The following is a 20325-nucleotide window of genomic DNA, read 5'->3' as shown; positions in this document are numbered from 1 at the left end:
AGTTTTATTTAAGTAAAGAAACTTTAAACTAAAAAAATAGTCAATAGTGATTTTTTGAATATATAAACTGAGGGTTAAATATTTAGTTATTATATCTCTAGGCTTTAACTTATTGAAGCAATAACTTACTTGCTTCATCCAAGATTGCCGTATCCAATTCTTTTAAATATGCTTTTGTAGTTTTAACATCTTGGTGCCCTAAGGATTCGCTAATAATATCTGTACCGGCACCTTTTTGCTTTAAGCAATTTGCAAAGCTATGCCTGGCTACATAGCTTGTTATAGGCTTATCAATTTTTGCAAGTTCTCCTAATTCTTTCAAATCCTTATTAAATTTTTTGAGCGTTTTTCTTTTTCTATTGTTTAATTGACTAGGAGTTAGGTTTTCATGAAGAATTATAGGGAAGACGTATGGATGGTTTTTGCCCTTGTAATAATTCAATATTAGTTGTACAGGCGGTAAGATTTTTATGATAAAGTTTCCTTTTGTCTTTGATCGTGTATAATGTATTCTATCGCTGTAGATATTATCCCACCTTAATTTCATCATATCGGCAAAATTCATTCCTCTGGTATAAAAACTAAAAATGAAATAATTTCTACTATTCACTAAATGTGGCTTTTCATTTAAATTAAGATTCTGAAGTCGATGTATCTCTTCGATTTTGAGCGCTTTTTTTATGGACTTTCCTTTTAGTTTAGAAATTTTGTAGTGCTTGAATGGATAAATTTTTTCATCTATTATATTTCGCTTAATAGCAACATTGAAAATCGCTCTAATGGCACGCATTTTAACTCCAATTCCCCCGCCAGTTCCTCCTTTATTTCTGAGATAAACTTCATATTTATCTAAAAAAGTAGGAGTGACCTCTTTAAAATGAATAGGCTTATTCTTTGCGAATTTCTGAACTGAATTTTTAGTATGGTGATATACGTCTGCATTTCCCATTCTTCCAGCCATTTTCATTTCATCAATCAGTTCATCCCAAAATGGAAAAATATTTGAAGCTTCTGGATTAGATTCAATTCTAAATTTATTTTCGAAATCATTTAGAGTATAAAAATCCTGATTCATCTCTAATTCGGAAATTACGGATAAGGCTCTGTCTTCAATCTTTCCGAGTAATCTATTTGATTTGACTTGTTGACTGTGCTTTTTACTAAATCTACCTAGCTTAGAATCCCACTCATTCAGATTAACTTCGAATGGAGTTCTAAAAAATTTTGATTTTCTATCTTTAGTAACTCTCAATGCAATAGGGTATTTTCCATTGCTCAATTTTTTCTTGCGTAGGACAGTTTTTAATGAAGCCATAATTCTTAATCAAACATATAACGGGTACAACATAGGTACAACAAATTGTTCAATAAAGGTAAATTAAAGATAGTTTATGAAAAAATAAATAAAGTTAAAACATTGAAAGTCAATTAAATGAAACTAAATGAAATTTATTGAAGTTGAATTTTTCATTTCTCATAATCAAGGGGTCCATGGTTCGAGCCCATGTGGGACCACATAAAAGCTTCTCAATTTTGAGAAGCTTTTATTTTTTAGAAAGCATAATATACTTCACTACTCATGTATGCTATCATATACTGAAGCTTGATTATTCATTTTTATTTCAAACTTTATCTAAGTCAGTTAAATAATTATTTTTCCAATTTTCTTGGATAGGGATTTCTCTTAGCCTATTTAATACCCGAAAATTTATCTCCATAATTTCTTAAAAACATGACAATCATCAGTTTCCTCACTTTAATTCTCATGTATCTTTATACTCGATTTATCCCAATCTTCAACTAGAGTAGAAAGTCAATTAAATCATCCAATTATGGAATTTTTGTTAGATTTTTTAGGTACAGATTATATCGCACTTTTCATTATTATCGGTATTGGTATTTTTTTAGGCGGAATTAAAATTAAAGGGGTATCCTTTGATTCTTCAGCAGTAATTTTTGTAGCTATTTTTTACGGCTACTGGCTCAACATTCAGGGAGTAGAGTTTGAACTTCCGGAAATTATTCAGAAAATAGGTCTGTTGCTTTTTATTTTTACCATTGGTATGCAGGCAGGACCGTCTTTCTTTGAAGTATTTAAAACTCAAGGTGCGAAACTAATTATCCTGGCAGTATTAAGTGTGGTAATTGGTACGATTACTACTGCATTATTATCAGTTGGATTTGATGTAGATTATAAAATTTCGGTAGGACTTTTAACAGGAGCGCTCACCAGTACGCCTGGTCTTGCAGCAGCTATCGAAGCATCTAATTCTCCACTAGCATCTATTGGTTATGGTATTGCGTATCCTTTTGGTGTAATTGGAGTTATTCTATTTGTAAAGCTATCCCCAAAGCTTTTTGGAGCTAAGATTTCCAAAGAGGAAGAAAATTACATTCGGGAAGCGCAAAGTAAGATTCCAGAAGTCACTAACAGGAATTTTGAAATTACAAATGATAATATTGAAGGGCGTACGATTAAAGATCTTGATATTAGGATGATGACCAAAGCCAATATTTCAAGAATTATGAGCCCAAATACTATGTCTGTTGCTCCTACTGCTGAAGCTATTTTGCATAAAGGTGATGTGGTAAAAGCTGTTGGAACTGAAGAAGCTTTAAAAAGAGTTGAGGTTTTACTTGGGCATTCTACGGAAGTCGAAATACCCGCCAGTGGTTTAATGGAAGTGAAATGGTATGTAGTTTCAAGACGTAACGTGGTAAATAAATCACTTAAAGAATTAAACGTAAAACGAAATTTTAAAGCAACGGTAACCAGAGTTCGAAGAGCAGGAATAGATCTATCTGCAAGGCCAACTTTAAAACTGAGATATGGAGACCGATTATTGATTTCTTCTAGTAAGGGAAATGTGGCTGCTCTTTCCCATATTTTGGGAGACAGTATGAAAGAAGTAGAAACCACAAGTTTCTTACCTGTAGCTTTGGGTTGTGTGGTTGGCTTACTTTTGGGGGCTATAGAAATTCCGCTTCCTGGTGGTAGTTCTTTTTCTTTAGGAATTACAGGAGGTGTTTTAATTGCTGCTCTTGTTTTAAGTAGGATTGGTAAAACCGGCCCAATCATTTGGAATTTGCCCGTAGTAGGAAATCAAATTTTGAGGCAATTTGGTTTATTGCTTTTTCTAACTCCTGTAGGATTAGCTGCGGGAAGTAAAATTGCACCTACAATTAACGAATATGGGCTTAATCTTTTCGGTATAGGTGCAATAATCACTTTAGTGCCTATGATCATTGTAGTTATTATTGGCAGGTTAATCTTTAAGGTTAATTTCCTTTCGCTTTTAGGAGCCTTAACTGGCGGAATGACAAGTACACCTGGCCTTACTGCTGTAGATTCTATGACCAGTACAGAAGGTCCCCAGGTTGCTTACGCTACAGTTTATCCTTTTGCTTTAGTTATGATAATAATCTGTGCACAAATTTTAGGAAGCTTGTAAGCTTTAGATTGAAGTAATTTTCCGAAATTCATTAAATGAATCTATTGGTTCTCGACTTATGATGACTCTGGAATTAATCGTATTCTTAATTGCGCATAAGCCATTCACGTAACATAAAAATTATACAAAATGAGTGCAGAAATTAGAAGGATTACTCAAACTTCATTTATGTTTTTATTATTTCTGATTCACTTACAAGTCTCCGCTCAACATTATTCAGAAATCAAAACTAACATCCCTTTAGATTCCATTCGGCTTAGCGATCCATATATTTTGGCAGATAAAACCTCCAAAATGTATTATATGACGGGTACGGGAGGTAAACTTTGGAAAAGTAAAGATCTTAAACTTTGGGAAGGGCCTTTTACGATTGTAGAAACAGACCCAAATTCATGGATGGGAAAAAGACCAATGATCTGGGCAGCTGAAATTCATCAATATAAGGGCAAATATTATTACTTCGCCACATTTACAAATCGTGATGTAATTATCGATACCGTTAAAGGCAATAAGATCGAAAGACGAGCCAGCCATATTTTGGTAAGTGATGCTCCAGATGGGCCTTATAAACCAATGGAAGATGAGACTTATTTACCGGCAGATAAACCAACTCTAGATGGTACGTTTTGGGTAGATAGAGATGATAAACCTTACATGATTTATTGCTATGAATGGTTACAAAACTGGAACGGTACGGTCGAAAAAATTCAGCTTAAACCAGATCTAAGCGGCTCTATAGGAGAGGGAGAGCTATTATTCAAATCCAGCGAATCACCGTGGAGTAAAGAGCGTACAGAAGATGGAGAAATAAAACCTAATAAAGTAACCGATGGCCCTTTTTTGTTTGAAACGCAAACCGGTAAATTAGGAATGCTTTGGACAAGCTGGGTATTTGGCGATTATGTTCAGGGAGTGGCATATTCTGAAAGTGGAACTTTAGACGGCCCTTGGATTCAGGAAAAAGAACCTATTACTCCGCCTAATTTTGGTCACGGTATGATGTTTAAAACCTTTGAAGGGAAGCTGCTAATGGCATTACACAGCCATCGGGTAGGGCCTAATGGGAACTATATTAGAATTCCTAATTTGTTAGAAGTAGACGATCGTGAAGATAAAATTTATGTATATTTAAAAAACTAGCCACGATTATAGTAAATTTGACAATAAGCTTATCAACTAATTATAATTAAAAAATGAAATCAGTAAAACTCGTTCTCTCTATAGGCTGCTTAATTTTTGCAAACCTGATAAATGCACAGATTGCAGAACTTAAAAGTCCAAATGAAAAAATACATTTACAACTTCATGAAAATGATGGAAAAATATCATATGATATTCGTTATTCTGAAGAGCAATTTTTAGAAGATTCACCATTAGGCTTAAAGACCTCACTGGGTGATTTTTCAGCTAACCTAAAATTTATTTCTTCGGAAGAAAATACCATCGAAAACTCTTATGATCTTAATCGAGCTAAAGTTAGCCATGTAGATTATAAGGCGAATGAGTTAGTTTCGAAATTCGTAAACGAGAATGAAGATACGCTGTTCGTATATTTCAGACTTTCTAATCGAGACGCGGCATATTCCTATAAGTTAAAATCGAAAGTAGGGCGATCCAACGTAAAGATTTTCGAGGAAGCTTCAGGTTTTAATTTGCCAGATTATGCAACCACTTATATAACTCCGCAGGCCTTACCAATGACGGGGTGGAGTGAAACCAAACCATCTTATGAGGAAGAATATACTTTAAACGGAAAGCTAGGCGAACCATCAACTTATGGCGAAGGTTATACCTTTCCTGCACTCTTCAAATTAGGTGAAAATGGATGGATTTTAATTTCTGAAACAGGAGTAGACAGTGGTTACCCGGGAAGTCGCTTAAGTGAATCTACTGCAGATGGTAGGTTTACTGTGCAATTTCCGCAGGAAGGAGAAAATAATGGTATTGGCGATACTTTTGCAGCAATGGCGATGCCAGCTAAAACACCATGGCGAACCATAACGCTTGGAAAAAGTTTAAAACCAATCGTAGAATCAACCGTTGCATTCGATCTTGTGGAACAAAAATATGAGCCTAGTGTCGATTATCAAATGGGACGTGCTACATGGAGCTGGATCGTTTGGCAGGACAACAGTATTAATTATGACGATCAGGTAAAATATATCGATATGGCCTCTGCTTTAGGTTTCGAATATGTGTTGATTGATAACTGGTGGGATAATAATATTGGTTACAAGCGAATGGAAGAGTTGGTAAAATATGCGCAATCTAAGGATGTAGATGTTTTACTTTGGTACAATTCTAATGGATATTGGAACGAGGCTCCGCAAACTCCACAGGACAAAATGAATACTAGTGCAGCCAGAAAAAAAGAAATGGAATGGTTACAAAAAATTGGCGTTAAAGGTTTAAAAGTCGATTTCTTTGGTGGGGATAAACAAACCACCATGAAGTTGTATGAAGATATTTTAACTGAAGCTAACGATTATGGTCTTGGAATCACCTTTCATGGATGTACTATCCCAAGAGGCTGGCAAAAAATGTATCCAAACTATGTAACTTCAGAAGCTGTTTTAGCTTCAGAGAACTTGATCTTTCGTCAGGATGCTTTAGATAAACATGCGCTAAATTCAACAATATTACCTTTTACAAGAAATGCCGTTGGAGCGATGGATTTTGCACCTGTTTTCTTAAACCAGAAAATGTCTAGAGACCAAAAAGGTGGAACCATTAGAAGCACTACAGATGCTTTCGAGCTGGCGACTTCTATATTATACTTTTCACCAATTCAGCATTTTGGTTTAACGCCAAATAACCTTGAAGAACAACCAGATCATGTACTCGATTTTATTAAAGAAGTGCCTAGCGTTTGGGACGAAACTATTTATATTGGTGGAACTCCAGAAGATTATTGTGCGCTGGCGCGTAGAAAAGGAGACCAATGGTATGTTGCCGTAACCAATGCAACTAAAGAGAAGCAAAAAATAGAATTAGAGCTGCCAATGCTCGCAGGAAAAGAGCTAAAACATCTTTATGATAATAAGGATAAAACAGCAGGCTATAAAACCGCTAAAATTAAAAATAACGGTACTTTAAAAATAGAATTACTTCCTGAAGGGGGAGCTGTTTTATATTAAAATATAAGCCGAAATTATATAAAAAAACCTCTCAATTTTTGGGAGGTTTTTGTTTTTCGACCTATCAGACAGCTTTTTGGATATTAAAATAGTGGCCTATAATAATAACTGTAAATTTTACATTAAATTAGAAGTCCGAAACTTCTAAAACCATCATCAATGAAATCAAAGATCACTGCTTTTCTAATTTTCGCCTTACTTTTTCAGGGTTTGCTAGCCCAACAACGTACTGCTGAAATTTTTCAAAATAACTGGAAATTTATAAAAGGTGATCCTTCAGGAGCCAAAGAAATTTCAGCAAATACTTCAGATTGGGAAAATGTAAGCATTCCTCACGACTGGGCAATTGCAGAAGATTTTATAAAAGATGGCGATGGAGACACCGGGAAATTACCTTGGAAAGGGCAAGCCTGGTATCGCCGGGATTTAGACCTTTCAGCAATAAAAAAAGGAAATAAGGTTTTCTTGATGTTCGATGGAGTGATGGCCTTCCCGAAAGTTTATGTTAACGGAGAGCTTGCCGGACAATGGGATTATGGCTACAATTCGTTTTATCTTGATATTACCGATAAACTTGATTATTCTGAAAATGCTAAAAATGTGCTTGCCGTTCATGTAGATACTCGAAAGCACGATAGCAGATGGTATCCCGGCGCAGGAATTTACAGAAAAGTCAGTTTAATTTCTATGGCGCCAATCCATACAAAGATCTGGGGCACACAGGTGACCACGCCAATTATAAAACCAAATTATGCTGATGTTCGAATTTCCAGTCTGGTAAAAAATGAAACTTCCGAAGCAAAAGAGATCACAGTTACTCAGCATATTTTAAATCCGGAAGGCAATGAGGTTTCCAACAAAAGTATTTCTCACGATCTACGTGCCGGGGAAGAAAATTATTTTGAAGTAAATGCACAACTAATCGATCCTATGCGTTGGGATATTGAGCATCCGCATTTATATAAAGCAACTACAGAAGTTAGTGTAGATGAAAAAATCATTGATGTTTCTGAAACTACTTTTGGGATTAGAAGCATTGAATTTACGCCAGATAATGGTTTTCAATTAAACGGAAGAAGAGTGCAGCTAAAAGGCGTGAATTTACATCACGGTCATGGTCCGCTTGGTGCTGCATTTTATCCAAGAGCGATGGAACGCCAGTTAGAAATTATGAAATCTATGGGAGTTAATGCCATTAGAAGTAGTCATAATACGGCCGCTCCAGAGGTTTTAGAATTGTGCGATAAAATGGGGATTTTGATGTTTAATGAGGTTTTTGATAAATACGATCGCAAAGCCGATATTGTTGACACCACTAATTTCGAAAGTTTCGCTGAACGAAATATTCGCAATTTCGTAATGCGAGATCGAAATCATCCTTCCGTATTTATTTGGAGCGTTGGTAACGAGATGCACGATGTGCAAGCCAATTATAATAACGGGTTTAAGCGTTTGCACACTATGCTGAATTACGTGCGAAAATACGATCATGCCCGCCCGGTAACGATGGTAAACGATGTGTTGGATAATGCGGCTTTACGACATTTCGATTTTTACGATGTACATAGCTGGAACTACGGCAGGCGTTATCGCCTGGCTCGCCAAATGGAACCCAATAAATCGGTCATTATTTCAGAATCTGCTTCTACCGTAAGTACACGCGGATTTTATGAATTTCCGTTACCCGAAAAGAAAACAGATTTTACCAAATCGCTTCAGGTGAGTTCTTACGATTTTCATGCACCAAATTGGGCAGAAATTGGCGACGATGATTTTATGTGGCAGCAGGACGAGCCTTATATCGCGGGTGAATTTGTTTGGACGGGTTTTGATTATTTAGGCGAGCCAACGCCCTACACTAATAAGAATGTAAAAGCGATGGGAATGAGCGATAAAGAAGCTGCACGAAGTTCATATTTTGGGATCGTGGATATTGTGGGGATTCCAAAAGATCGCTATTATTTGTATAAAAGCTACTGGAAGCCCAAAGAAAAAACGATTCATATTTTACCGCATTGGAACTGGAAAGGAAAAGAGGGCGAAAATGTTCCGGTTTTTGTGTATACCAATGGCGATTGTGCTGAACTTTTTATCAATGGTGAATCTCAGGGAAAACAATGTAAGTCGCCATCTTCTAAAAACTCCACAGAGCGTTTTCGTTTAATGTGGAAAGATGTGGTTTATCAACCGGGAGAAGTAAAAGTGGTTGCTTATAAACAGGGAGAGAAATTAGGCGAAAAAACTATAAAAACAACTTCTGAAGCGACCAAAATCAAACTTTCAGCAGATCGAAAAACGATAAAAGCGAACGGAATGGACCTTTCTTATGTGTTGGTAGAAGCTTTTGATAAAAACGGAAATTTAGATCCTTTAGCCAATCAAAGTTTACAAATTGAAGTCAGCGGAGAAGGGGAACTGGCCGGCGCCGGAAATGGCGATCCACAGTCTTTTGAGCCACTTCAGGATGATAAAGTCGATTTATTCTACGGAAAAGCAATGATCATCCTAAAATCTGGAATGGAAGCCGGAAATATTAAACTGAAAGTAAGCAGCGAAAACCTGAAAGGAGAAACAATAAAAATTGAAACTGAAAAATAAGAGAAAAACATCGATCCCGATAGCTCGGGATTGATGTTTTTTTTAATAACTGACGATCTATATTGCCATTCCGTATTTGACACAGAATCTCATCCAGTTTATATAAAACTAATGCCGAAATTCGACAATTTTGAGTAGCATTTAAATTTAAAAATCTTTCGAAAATACCAGTCTGGAACCTCGATCTTTAGTTGTAATTTCTTTTATTTCCGTTAATCCCAGTTTTTTAATAGCATTGATCGATGCGTGGTTGTGCGGACTGGCAGCTGCCAAAATTCGATGTTTTTGAAGCTTATTTTTAGCAAAATCGATCCAAAATTGTCCAATTTCAGTAGCAAAACCTTTTCCCCAATGGTTTTGGTGCAAAATAAATCCAAATTCCATATCATTTTCGTCGCCAAGAAAATCACACGGAATTAAGCCTGTAAAACCTATAAAATCGCCTGTATTTTTATCCAAAACACATACAAAACCAATCTGTTCTTCATCATTCAGAATAAAATCATTGCTTAAAACCTCCAAAAACTCTTTTTTAGTGAGCTTTCTTCCTTTAAAAGCCAATTTCATGACCGTTTCATTCTCGCAAAAGAGCTGATAAAGCGGCATAAATAATTCAGCTTCAAAACTTACAACCTTGAGTCGGTTTGTTTCTAGTTGCATTTTAGAATCCTTCTTTTGAACTCGAAAAGTATGGAAAATTTCTTATTGTCATCTCGACCCTGCCTCGCCGGCAGGCAGGCGAAGTGGAGAGATCTTTTTGTGAATGCTTATTTTGGTTGAGATTTCTCGACTACACTACATTTCGCTCGAAATGACAATTTTGTTCTTGGGCTTGATATGAAGGTTTTGTCATCTCGACCGCAGTGAAGAGATCTCATATTGAGAGTTTCATGTAAGTAAGATTTCTCCATTCGCTGCGCTTCAGTCGAAATGACAATCGGTTTTTAAAATATTAAATAGCTATATTTAATTATGAATGAGTATTATACATACATAACATGCAATTCTTCTAAACTTACGTTTTATATTGGGGTAACAAATAATCTAAACAAAAGGCTATCTCAACATTATGAAGATAGTATCAAGGAGAAAAGGTCTTTTGCAGGAAAGTATAACTGTTACAATCTTATTTATTTTGAAGTTTTTCAAAATGTCGATCAAGCAATTGCGAGAGAAAAACAACTTAAAAAGTGGAGCAGGGCTAAAAAGGAAAATCTAATTAGGCTTAAAAATCCTAATTTAGAATTTTTGAGCTTATAAAATTATTAATATCATTTCTATGGTATTTTCGGAGTAGATTTCTCCGTTCCGCTGCGCTTCAGTCGAAATGACAATTTTTTTCGAGTAAATGTATTTTGTCATCTCGACCAGCGCGGAGAGATCTCTTAGGAATGTTCATTTTTTTTAAGATTTCTCAACTACACTGCGTTTCGTTCGAAATGACAATTTTTTCGAGTATACTTTGTTTAGTCATCTCGACCAACGTGGAGAGATCTAATGCGTAGTTTTTATTGTAAGTGAGATTTCTTTATTCCGCTTCGCTACACCCGCCTGCCGGCTGGCAGGGTCGAAATGATATTTTTTAAAGAAAAATTCACTAATCCTGAGACTGCCAACTGCCCACTGCCCATTGAGACCGCCCACTGAAATCTAACTTCCTACATCCATATTTCCGCGGTAATATTCCATCACTTTAACTCTTAGTAGATACTGAAATTTTGCGTTCGCCAGGTTAATCCTGGATTGATCTAAACTGTTTTTACTTACGATATAATCTACGATGGTCGAAGCGCCGGCATTATAGCGAATCTCATTGATCCTGAAACTTTCCTGATAAGCCTCTACCTGTTCTTCTAAATTTCGCCATTGCTGGTAAGCGGTTTCCATATCGGCATGAACCTGAATAATACGTTGTCTAAACTGATTTTTCGTACTCTCCAGGTCGATTTTGGATTGTTTTAGATTTATTTTTTGAAGAGCCACATTGTTTTTAGCACGGAATCCATTAAAAATAGGAATGTTCATTGAAACTCCAACGCCCGTATTCAGGTTGTTAGAAAACTGATCTAAAAAAGAAATATCTGCAGTAGCATACTGAATCTGGCTTGCCAGTACTGGTAAAGATTGTCCATTATACTGAATATAGCTTCCGGTTTCTACAATTTGGCTGCCATTTTCAGTAAAAGTTCGTGCGGTACTCGAATAATTAGTGTTTAGCTGCGCAAATAATCCCACTTGTGGATAATAATTGGCTCGTGCAATTTTAACCTGTTTTTCGGCGGCTTCAATTCGTAATTTTCGAGCTTTAAAAGTGGCTAGATTTTCTACAGCTTCTTTAAAAACATGAGCAGCGCTTAAGTTGTATTTTTCATAAACTTCAAGAGAATGATAGGCTTCAGGAAAAACTTTATAATCGATATTGAGCAAAAGCGATAGCTGAGAAACAGATTGTTTTAAGTTATTTTCAGCATCGATCACGCTGTTTTCATCTGCAGAAAACTGACCTTTAATATTATTAAATTCGGCCGGATTGGCATTTCCTTCTTCATGCAAATTCTGTAATCTATCAAGCTGTCTTTGGGTATTTAAACGCCTTATTTTTGAAAGTTCCAATAGATCTTCAGCATTTAAAATCCCCATATAAGCCATAGTAACATCCAAAATCAGGTTTTGTCTGGCTTCCTGAACTTCAGCTTCAGCAGCTTTGATATTCAGCTTATCCCTTTTTAATTGATTCAGTAATCGAAATCCGTCAAAAACTGTGGCGCTAAGACTAAGACCGGCGTTCGAGTAATTTAGTTGCTGCTCGATCACATCGTTAGAATAGGGATCGATACTTCGCCCGTTGGTAATTCCGCCAGAAATACTTCCGTTTAACGTTGGTAAAAATTCATTCCGACTTTGTTTAAAATTAATATTGGCCGATTCTGAATTCAATTTTCGTGATTTTAGATCAGGATTATTTTTTAAGGCCAATGTGATGCATTGATCCAGATTTAATACGACGGAATCCTGCTGAGATCGACTTAAAAAAGGGCAAAGGATGATGAGTATTAAGATTGATGATTTTAAGTTCATTTTTTAAGATTTTGTGATGCTACCGTCTAAAAGATTGATGGTTTTAGAGGCATAGGCTGCGTTACTTTCAGAATGTGTAGCCTGGATGATGGTTACACCGTCTTCTTCGTTTAATTGTTTAAAAAGTTGCATGATCTCGTCACTTTGTTTCGAGTTGAGGTTTCCGGTAGGCTCGTCTGCAAGGATTAATTTTGGTTTAGAAATTAGCGCTCTTGCGATCCCTACCAATTGTTGTTGCCCACCACTTAACTGGTTAGGAAAAAGGTCTTTTTTACCAACAATATTAAAGCGATCCAGCATATCGCCAACCAGCGCTTTACGTTCAGCAGATTTTACTTTTTTGTAGAGTAGCGGAGTTTCGATGTTTTCGTAAACGGTAAGCTCGTCAATAAGGTGATATTGCTGAAAAACAAAACCGATGTATTCTTTGTATAATTTTGAACGATGTTTTTCCTTCATATTATGAATGGTCTCGTCCAGAAATTTGTATTCACCTTCCTGAAATCCGTCTAACATTCCAATCACATTCAGCAATGTAGATTTCCCCGAACCCGAAGGCCCCATGATAGAAATAAATTCGCCTTCTTCAACCTTAAGACTTAAGTCATTTAGCAGAAATGTTCTTCTTCCACCGGTGGTTACCCATTTGTAAATGTGGTCTAGTTCTAATAACATGTTTTTATTTTTTTTGAAAATTATATTTTAAACCTCACAGGTTTTTGAAACCTGTGAGGGATAGGTTTTACTCAGTTCTTAGTGATTTTACCGGATTTTGCAACGCAGCTTTTACTGTTCTAAAGCTTATGGTGGCCACAGCAATTAAGAGCGATAATATTCCAGAAGCGATAAAGAACCAGACGCTTAGTTCAATTCTAAACACATAATTTTGTAACCATTCGTTGGTAAAATACCAGGCAATAGGTGTTGCGATCACAAACGCAATTCCTACCAGGATTAAAAAATCTTTGGTTAATAGCAAGGTGATATTGGTTACTCCTGCACCAACAATTTTTCGAACACCAATTTCTTTTGTTCGTTGGGTAACCACTAAGATTGACATAGCAAAAAGCCCAATACAACTAAGAACGATAGCGATTATCGATCCGCTGGTGATCATGCTGGTTAGTCGTTTTTCATTTCTAAAGGTTCGGTCTATATTTTCATCCAGGAAAGACGCGGCAAATTCGGCATTAGGTTCGATATTCGCCCAGGCTTTCTCTATCGCATCATAACTTTGCGAAGCCGTATTTGGAGCAACTTTTAGATAAGCATAATAAAGATCCCAGTTTGGGTCTACAGAAATGGTAAGTGGCGCAATTTCTCTATTTAGATCCTGAAAGTTATAATCTTTAAGCACCCCGATAATCTTATAATTTCGGCTACCTTCAATTGGGATTATTTTATTTAAAGGCTCTTCTTCCTGAAGCAGTTTCGCCATCTTCTCGTTTATGATAATGCTAAGACTATCTGTGGCAAAACTTCGGTTAAAATCGCGTCCTTCTTTCAGTTTAAGATCTAAGGTTTTAATGTAATCGTAATCTACCGCAAGTACGTTAGTATTGATGTTTCTGCCCTGATATTCAAATCCCATTTGGCTTTCAAAACGAGAACCCGTGGCATCGATTCCTAAAATATTATCGGCACCACTAATGTTTAGGATATTTGGATTATCCTGAAGTTCATTCCGCAGTAATTTTAAAGATTCTCTGGCCGATTTTTTACCGTTTAACGGAAATGCGATCACCTGTTCTTTGTTGAAGCCCAGATTTTTATTCTGCATAAAATGTAATTGCTGCCACAATACTAAAGTTCCCGTAACCAGAAGAATAGCGATGCTAAACTGAAAAACCATAAGCACGTTTCGCAATCTATTTTTACCACTCATATCCAGTTTTCCTTTTAAAGACTGAATGGTTTTTAATTTAGAAAGTAACAAGGCGGGATATCCACCGGCGATTAATGTGATTACCGCCAGGATAAGTAGAAAGCCAAGAATCATCGACGGATTTATAATGCTACTGAATTCAGCCGGAATTCTAAATAGCGACTGAAAAGGATCGGCGATCAACAGACTTATCAATAAACCTATAATTGCTGAAGAAAGAAAAATGAACACGCTTTCTGCCCAAAATTGAATAAAAAGCTGACTCTTTGCAGCGCCCAGCGTTTTACGCATTCCAATTTCTTTAAGGCGTTTTGTGCTTCGGGCAACGCTCATATTAATAAAGTTTACACTGGCAATTAGGATAATTAGCATTCCTATTCCAAAGATCAGGTAAGGGTAACTTCTGGAAACTTCAAAAAGATGATCTTTAAGTTTTACAAAATGCCAATCTGTGATCGACATTAATTTTAGTTTTTTATAGTTTCCTTCAGCATTAGGTTGTGCGCCATCACGCTGGGCATCGTCGATATCTCCTTTAAAGTGAAGATTGGTGAATTTTTGAGCATTTTTTTCAAAATCGGCTACATCAACACCATTTTCTAATTGTACATACACGTGATGATTTCTATTTCCCCATTCGGTTAAATTTTCCTGATAATAGGGAGTATTTTCCATCGAAATGGCAAGACTAAGATCATCATTGGTGTTTTTTGGCAGGTCTTTTAGCACTGCAGTAACTACAAAAGGTTTTAATTCGCCACCAACCTGAATATCGAAGCTTTTTCCGATAACATTTGTTTCTCCAAAGATCTTATTGGCAGTTTCTGCCGTTACAACAACCGAGTTTTGATGTTCTAAAGGATCATTTTTCTTTCCGTAGAGCATAGGAAAAGAAAACATTTTAAAATAATCATTGTCTAAAAACACTAAATCCAGCAATAATTCTTTCTCTCCTTTTTTTACCAGATTATAGCCTTCGCGATAACGGCTGGCATATTTAACACCAGGAACTTCTTCTTTTAAAGTAGGTGCCATGGCGAGCGGCTGCGTTATAGTTGCTTTTGCGCCCTCTGGGTTTTGTGAAATAAAATAAGAGATAAATAAACGGTCCTTATTCTCATGAAAATTATCGAAAGAAAGTTCGTAAATCGAAGCAATACTTAATAGTATCGCTGCAGCAAAAGCGATAGATAATCCAAGAATATTAAGCCCTGTAAAGGTTTTGTCTTTGATGAGATTTCGCCATGCGATTTTGATATAGTTTTTAAACATGATGTTTTTTTTCTAGCTATTGATAGATGAGGTTTTATTCTGTCCTTAGGCTTTTTACGGGATTTCGCAAAGCGGCTTTTATACTTTTAAAACTTATAGTGATTAATGCGATTGCCAAAGTGATGATCGCGGCCATTAAAAATTGCCAAATGCTTAAATCTATTCTATAGGCAAAATCCTGTAGCCATTGATGCATAAAATAGTAGCCAATAGGGAAAGCAATTAGAAAGGCTATAAAGATCAATTTGATGAAGTCTTTAGCGAGCATTCCTACGATCTCGCTAACATTGGCGCCTAGAACTTTTCGAATTCCTATTTCTTTAAAGCGCTGTTCTGTTGCGAAAGTGATTAGGCCAAATAAACCAAGACAGGCCACAAATATGGTTAGCAGGGTAAAAATGCTAAGAATTGTACCCATTTGTTGCTCCTTGCTATAGGTTTGCGAAAATGCCTCGTCTAAAAATGAATACGAAAAATCTTCATTTTCGTTGAAATTGGACCATTTTTTTTCAGCAAAATTTAAGACCGAAGCAATGTTGGCATTTTTCGTTTTTAAGATTAATCCGCCGTAAGGATTATAGGCTAAAACCAAAGGATCGATCTCGTGATGTAAAGATTTAAAATGAAAGTTTTTAATAACACCAATCACGGTAAACTCTTCATTTTCGGGATCTGCTGCACGTTTAAAGGTTTTTCCGATAGGATGATCACCCAGATCTAAGATTTTAGCGGCTTCTTCATTGATAATCGCCTTATTTGCTTCATTTTTTAATTCCGAAGAAAAATTTCGCCCTTCAATAAGTTCTAATCCCAGGGTTGCGATGTAATCTTCATCGACGTCATAAAAGAAAAACTTCCGTAGATATTCATTATTCTTAAAAATACCCCGCAAATGGTCATCTGTTTCCCCGGCAGGCACATAAGCCGACTGGCTAACGCTGGCGATATTGGGGTTTTTTAGCAGTTCTTTTTTATAAGATTGTACTTTGGTGCTGCCCATTCTGTACGCATCCCTAAGTACGATCACCTGTTCTTTATCGTAGCCCAGTTTTTTATGCTGAATAAATTGCATTTGCTTATAAACAACAATGGTAGCAAGAATAAGCGATGCCGAGATCACAAACTGAAACACCACCATGCTGCTGCGCAAATTATTTCGTTTTCCAGAGGCTGAAATTTTGTTTTTTATGGCCAGTAAAGGTTTAAAAGAAGAAAGCACAAAGGCCGGATAAGCGCCTGAAAAAAGACTCACCAAAACAACGAAACTCAGCAATAGTAAAACGCTTTTTAAACTGACTAAATTTAGCAACTTCAGCTCTTTTCCTGCCAGGCTATTAAAGTAGGGCAAAACCAGGGTGATCAAACCAACAGCGAGTATGATGGCGAAAAGCGTGGTAATAAAAGATTCGGTTAAAAACTGAGTGACCAGTTGTTTTTTAGCTGAACCTAAAACTTTACGAATCCCAACTTCACGACTGCGTTTTGTAGCGGTTGCTGTAGCCAGATTCATAAAATTGATGCAGGCAATAAGAAGCATAAAAATGGCAATTGCACTAAAAATATATACGTATTTAATATCTCCGGAAGCAGAAATCTCGGTATTTGGTGCAAAATCTGAGTGTAAATGAATAGCTGTTAATGGCTGAAGAAATAGCCCTATGTTGTTATTCTTCTGAAATTCTTCATAAGAAATCCCAATAGCCTGCTGCACCTGTTCTCCCATATATTTTTTCATTAGTGCCGGGATTTGATTTTCGACAGCACTAAGTTGGGTTTCAGGTTCAAGAAGTAAATAGGTAGCAAAACCAGAAGTAACCCATAAATTAGAATTTGCACGCTCGTTGTGATGCATAGGAATAAAAACATCCATTTGTAGATGGGTGTTATGCGGCATATCCTGAAGGATAGCGGTAACTTCAAGATCTACTTCTAAGTCTGGAATCGTAATGCGTTTTCCTATTGGGTTCTCGTTGCCAAAATATTTTTTAGCTTCAGAGGAAGTTAGCACTACACTATTTGGATTTTCAAAGGGTGATTTTTTATCTCCTTTAAGGAATTTAAGATTAAAAACATCAAAGAAATTAGGATCTACATAAGCTGCTTTTATATTTTCAAAAGAGGTGTTGTTATACCGAATTACTGGATTATATACTTTACTTAATCGTGTAGCGTCTTTTACCTGCGGAAGATCTTCTTTAAAAGTTTTGGCGATGGGAGCAGCCACTACTGCTTCTTTAAGTTCTTCGCCATTAACGTTGCCACGAAGCACCACCCGGGCAATATTACCTGCATTATCATAAAACCGATCGTAACTCAGTTCATCCCAAACATAGATCGCGATTAAAATACAGCTGGCCATTCCGATAGCAAGACCACCGCAATTCAGAAAAAATGAAGACTTATTCTTAAGAAGATTTCTCCAGGCTATTTTGATGTGATTTTTAAACATGATGATGTGTTTTTTGATTGAATGAATTATTCTGTTTTTAAGCTTTTTGCGGGATTGATGAATGCTTTTTTAGCAGATTGAATTCCCACAGTTAACATAGCGATACCTATTACTACGGAAGCTGCAAGCCCAAAGACCCACCATTTTATTTCTATGCGATGCGCATAATCCTGAAGCCATTCCTGCATTGCATACCAACCAATTGGGATAGCGATAATAAGTGCTACAGCAATGGTTTTTAAAAAGTCTTTAGAGAATAGCATCACAATAGATTGTACCGATGCGCCCAGCACTTTTCGAATCCCTATTTCTTTTACGCGCTGTTCGGTTACCTGAACGATCAATCCGAAAACACCTAAGGCCGCCAGGAATAAACTCAGCACACTAAAGAAGCTGAAGAATTGTAAAAGTTTGGTTTCAGCTTCATATTGTTTTTGCAACAGATCTGAAACATTATTGATTTCCAGAAGTTTGTAAGGAAAAAAATCTTGCCATAATTCGTTGATTTTGGCAACAACTTTTTCCTCAGAGCCAGGTTTTATACGCATGAGTAGGCTTCCGCGATCTGGATTTTTATCAGCTTGAATTACGATTGGTTTTGTGCTGGTTCTAAGATTTTCATTATTGAAATTGCTCACAATACCAACAGGCGTTGCTTCCAAATCTTTATTAGCGACATTTAATTGATCAACTTTTAGAAGTTTTGCAGCCTGAGCGGTAATTAGAGATGGTCTTTTCTCCAACTCAGCTTTTTTGACCGAATCCATTTCAACATAAAAACTTTGTGGCAGGGCATCACCGCCAAAATCATCGCTCAAAAATCTTCCTTTTTCAATTTCCAGACCTAAAGTTTCAGCTAGGTCGGTATCGGCGAACATATACCAGATCTCCACTTCATCACCAGTATTGTCCGGACTTTCAATTCTTCGATTCATACTTCCGCCTCCACCAGATGGAATCCAGGAAGAAATACTCGCATTTTCTACAAACGGGCTTTTAAGTAATTCGTTTTTAAAACTCTCTCCTTTATTCTGCCAGGTTGAATATTTAATGCTTAGAAGATTGGAAGCATCGAACCCAATATCTTTAGATTTTAAAAGTGTTACTTGTTGGTTTACCACGATCATAGCGATGAGTACAACCAGTGAAATTGAAAATTGAAAGACCACAAGTCCTTTTCTTACAAATTGAGTTTGGCCTGTAGCATTAGATCTAAATTTTTTACGCAGTGAAGCCAAAGGATTTATTCTTGAGATCAACAGTGCAGGATATAAACCTGTAAGAATACTTAAGGTGAAAATCGATAAAATTGCACATAAAAATAATAAAGCAGAGTTAGTGAAAGTTAGTGCCAAAGGATGATCTATATAACTTACGATGCCAGGTATACTTAGCTGATAGATCACAAAAGCCAGAATGCCAGAAATAAGAAAAAACAATCCAGATTCTGCCAAATATTGGGAAATAAGCTGAAACCGATCTGCTCCTAAAACTTTTCTAACCCCGGTTTCCTGCATTTTGTGAGAAGTTCTGGCTGTAGTTAGGTTTACATAATTGATGCAGGCGATAACCAATAATAAAATTGCTATCGCACCCAAAATATAAAGTTTTTGGGTACTTCCTTTATAGATTTGATTACGAGCAAAATCAGATTTTAGATAAATACCCTGTAAAGGCTGTAACTCAAATTTATCTGGATGTTTAGCTTCGGTATAATTTGAATACCAATTATTGTATTTTGCCTCAAACTTTGTTTTATTCACATCGTTTTTCAGACTTACATAATAGGTTTGAAAAAAACCAAACTGCTGCTTATTAAGCACCTCTGTTCTGGGTTTATGCAGATATATCACCTGCCCTCTTAGATGTGTATTTTCCGGAATATCTTTGAAAATCCCCGTGATAAGATACTCGTTAGGCTCATTGCTGTAAGAAGGAAGATCTTTGATGGTTTCGCCAACCGGATTTCTACCCTTAAAAAATCTTTTTACCAAGGATTCTGAAATGATAATATTTAAAGTTCCTTCAACCAAATTTTCAGGATTCCCTGAAGTGATCTCAATATCAAACATCTTTAAAAATGAAGGGTTGGTGTAGATCACTTTGGTTTTTGTGCCTTCACCCTGAATATTTCTAAAACTAAAATTGGTGTCAAATTGTTCGATGGTGGTAATCGCCTCCACTTCCGGGAAATCTTTTAAAGCGATATTAGTTCCTGATAATGCATAATCTCCTTTTTCTAAAAGTTCTCCATCACGAGTATTTATAGTATTTACTCTAAAAATCTGGTCTTTTTTTGTCCAAAAGCTATCATAAGAAGATTCATCAATCACTACAGTGGTCACGGCAAGACAGGCAGCTAATCCAATCGTTAATCCAATAATATTGATTAACGAATAGGTACTGTTTTTAAGTAGATTTCTCCAGGCAATTTTGATGTGATTTTTGATCATG

At 36.3% G+C, this 20325-nt stretch carries 12 protein-coding genes; 5 read left to right on the top strand and 7 right to left on the bottom strand.

The window, feature by feature from the left end; translation table 11 throughout:
• Positions 1-109: 109 nt before the first annotated feature.
• Positions 110-1315 carry a site-specific integrase gene (locus tag BM201_RS02245; protein WP_092539764.1) on the bottom strand — a complete coding sequence of 402 codons (1206 nt, stop codon included), beginning with the start codon at positions 1313-1315 and terminating at the stop codon, positions 110-112.
• A gap of 517 nt (positions 1316-1832) precedes the next feature.
• Between BM201_RS02245 and BM201_RS02240 the strand changes: the two genes are divergently transcribed.
• The 4 genes from BM201_RS02240 (at position 1833) to BM201_RS02225 (ending at position 9187) form a co-directional block, all read left to right on the top strand.
• Complete coding sequence (locus BM201_RS02240; RefSeq protein ID WP_092539763.1) at positions 1833-3452, top strand: aspartate:alanine exchanger family transporter; 1620 nt, start codon at positions 1833-1835, stop codon at positions 3450-3452.
• Positions 3453-3581: 129 nt separating this feature from the next.
• Positions 3582-4592, top strand: coding sequence for a glycoside hydrolase family 43 protein (locus tag BM201_RS02235; RefSeq protein ID WP_245758552.1), 1011 nt, complete (start codon positions 3582-3584; stop codon positions 4590-4592).
• 53 nt (positions 4593-4645) lie between these two features.
• Positions 4646-6589: a glycoside hydrolase family 97 protein gene (locus BM201_RS02230; protein ID WP_092539761.1), complete on the top strand. Its 1944-nt coding sequence runs from the start codon at positions 4646-4648 to the stop codon at positions 6587-6589.
• Positions 6590-6748: 159 nt separating this feature from the next.
• Complete coding sequence (locus BM201_RS02225) at positions 6749-9187, top strand: glycoside hydrolase family 2 TIM barrel-domain containing protein (protein ID WP_092539760.1); 2439 nt, start codon at positions 6749-6751, stop codon at positions 9185-9187.
• Positions 9188-9334: 147 nt separating this feature from the next.
• Here BM201_RS02225 and BM201_RS02220 read toward each other — a convergent pair whose 3' ends face one another.
• Entirely contained in the window at positions 9335-9847 is a 513-nt protein-coding gene (locus tag BM201_RS02220) for a GNAT family N-acetyltransferase (RefSeq protein WP_092539759.1), read from the bottom strand.
• A gap of 312 nt (positions 9848-10159) precedes the next feature.
• On the opposite strand from BM201_RS02220, the gene BM201_RS02215 reads away from it, so the two are divergent.
• The gene (locus BM201_RS02215; protein ID WP_092539758.1) at positions 10160-10447 is read left to right on the top strand and encodes a GIY-YIG nuclease family protein; all 288 of its coding nucleotides are present in this window, start codon (positions 10160-10162) and stop codon (positions 10445-10447) included.
• A gap of 390 nt (positions 10448-10837) precedes the next feature.
• Here BM201_RS02215 and BM201_RS02210 read toward each other — a convergent pair whose 3' ends face one another.
• The 5 genes from BM201_RS02210 to BM201_RS02190 form a co-directional block, all read right to left on the bottom strand.
• Entirely contained in the window at positions 10838-12265 is a 1428-nt protein-coding gene (locus BM201_RS02210) for a TolC family protein (protein WP_092539757.1), read from the bottom strand.
• A gap of 3 nt (positions 12266-12268) precedes the next feature.
• Complete coding sequence (locus tag BM201_RS02205; RefSeq protein ID WP_092539756.1) at positions 12269-12940, bottom strand: ABC transporter ATP-binding protein; 672 nt, start codon at positions 12938-12940, stop codon at positions 12269-12271.
• Between the two features lie 67 nt (positions 12941-13007).
• Positions 13008-15422, bottom strand: a complete 2415-nt coding sequence (locus BM201_RS02200) for an ABC transporter permease (protein WP_092539755.1) — start codon at positions 15420-15422, stop codon at positions 13008-13010.
• 34 nt (positions 15423-15456) lie between these two features.
• Positions 15457-17871 (bottom strand): ABC transporter permease, encoded by a 2415-nt coding sequence (locus tag BM201_RS02195; RefSeq protein ID WP_092539754.1) that lies wholly within the window; start codon positions 17869-17871, stop codon positions 15457-15459.
• 26 nt (positions 17872-17897) lie between these two features.
• On the bottom strand, positions 17898-20324 hold the full coding sequence (locus tag BM201_RS02190) for an ABC transporter permease (protein WP_092539753.1): 2427 nt from the start codon (positions 20322-20324) through the stop codon (positions 17898-17900).
• Between the last annotated feature and the right edge of the window lies 1 nt (position 20325).

It is taken from the genome of Zunongwangia mangrovi, from assembly GCF_900112105.1.
Lineage (GTDB): Bacteria > Bacteroidota > Bacteroidia > Flavobacteriales > Flavobacteriaceae > Zunongwangia > Zunongwangia mangrovi.
The sequence above is the reverse complement of the archived record's forward strand: the minus strand, read 5'-3'. Positions and strand labels throughout refer to the sequence as shown.

Bases quoted from the DNA above. Each gene is read 5' to 3' on its own strand.
- BM201_RS02245 (WP_092539764.1), bottom strand. From the start codon at position 1,315: ATGGCTTCATTAAAAACTGTCCTACGCAAGAAAAAATTGAGCAATGGA.
- BM201_RS02240 (WP_092539763.1), top strand. From the start codon at position 1,833: ATGGAATTTTTGTTAGATTTTTTAGGTACAGATTATATCGCACTTTTC.
- BM201_RS02235 (WP_245758552.1), top strand. From the start codon at position 3,582: ATGAGTGCAGAAATTAGAAGGATTACTCAAACTTCATTTATGTTTTTA.
- BM201_RS02230 (WP_092539761.1), top strand. From the start codon at position 4,646: ATGAAATCAGTAAAACTCGTTCTCTCTATAGGCTGCTTAATTTTTGCA.
- BM201_RS02225 (WP_092539760.1), top strand. From the start codon at position 6,749: ATGAAATCAAAGATCACTGCTTTTCTAATTTTCGCCTTACTTTTTCAG.
- BM201_RS02220 (WP_092539759.1), bottom strand. From the start codon at position 9,847: ATGCAACTAGAAACAAACCGACTCAAGGTTGTAAGTTTTGAAGCTGAA.
- BM201_RS02215 (WP_092539758.1), top strand. From the start codon at position 10,160: ATGAATGAGTATTATACATACATAACATGCAATTCTTCTAAACTTACG.
- BM201_RS02210 (WP_092539757.1), bottom strand. From the start codon at position 12,265: ATGAACTTAAAATCATCAATCTTAATACTCATCATCCTTTGCCCTTTT.
- BM201_RS02205 (WP_092539756.1), bottom strand. From the start codon at position 12,940: ATGTTATTAGAACTAGACCACATTTACAAATGGGTAACCACCGGTGGA.
- BM201_RS02200 (WP_092539755.1), bottom strand. From the start codon at position 15,422: ATGTTTAAAAACTATATCAAAATCGCATGGCGAAATCTCATCAAAGAC.
- BM201_RS02195 (WP_092539754.1), bottom strand. From the start codon at position 17,871: ATGTTTAAAAATCACATCAAAATAGCCTGGAGAAATCTTCTTAAGAAT.
- BM201_RS02190 (WP_092539753.1), bottom strand. From the start codon at position 20,324: ATGATCAAAAATCACATCAAAATTGCCTGGAGAAATCTACTTAAAAAC.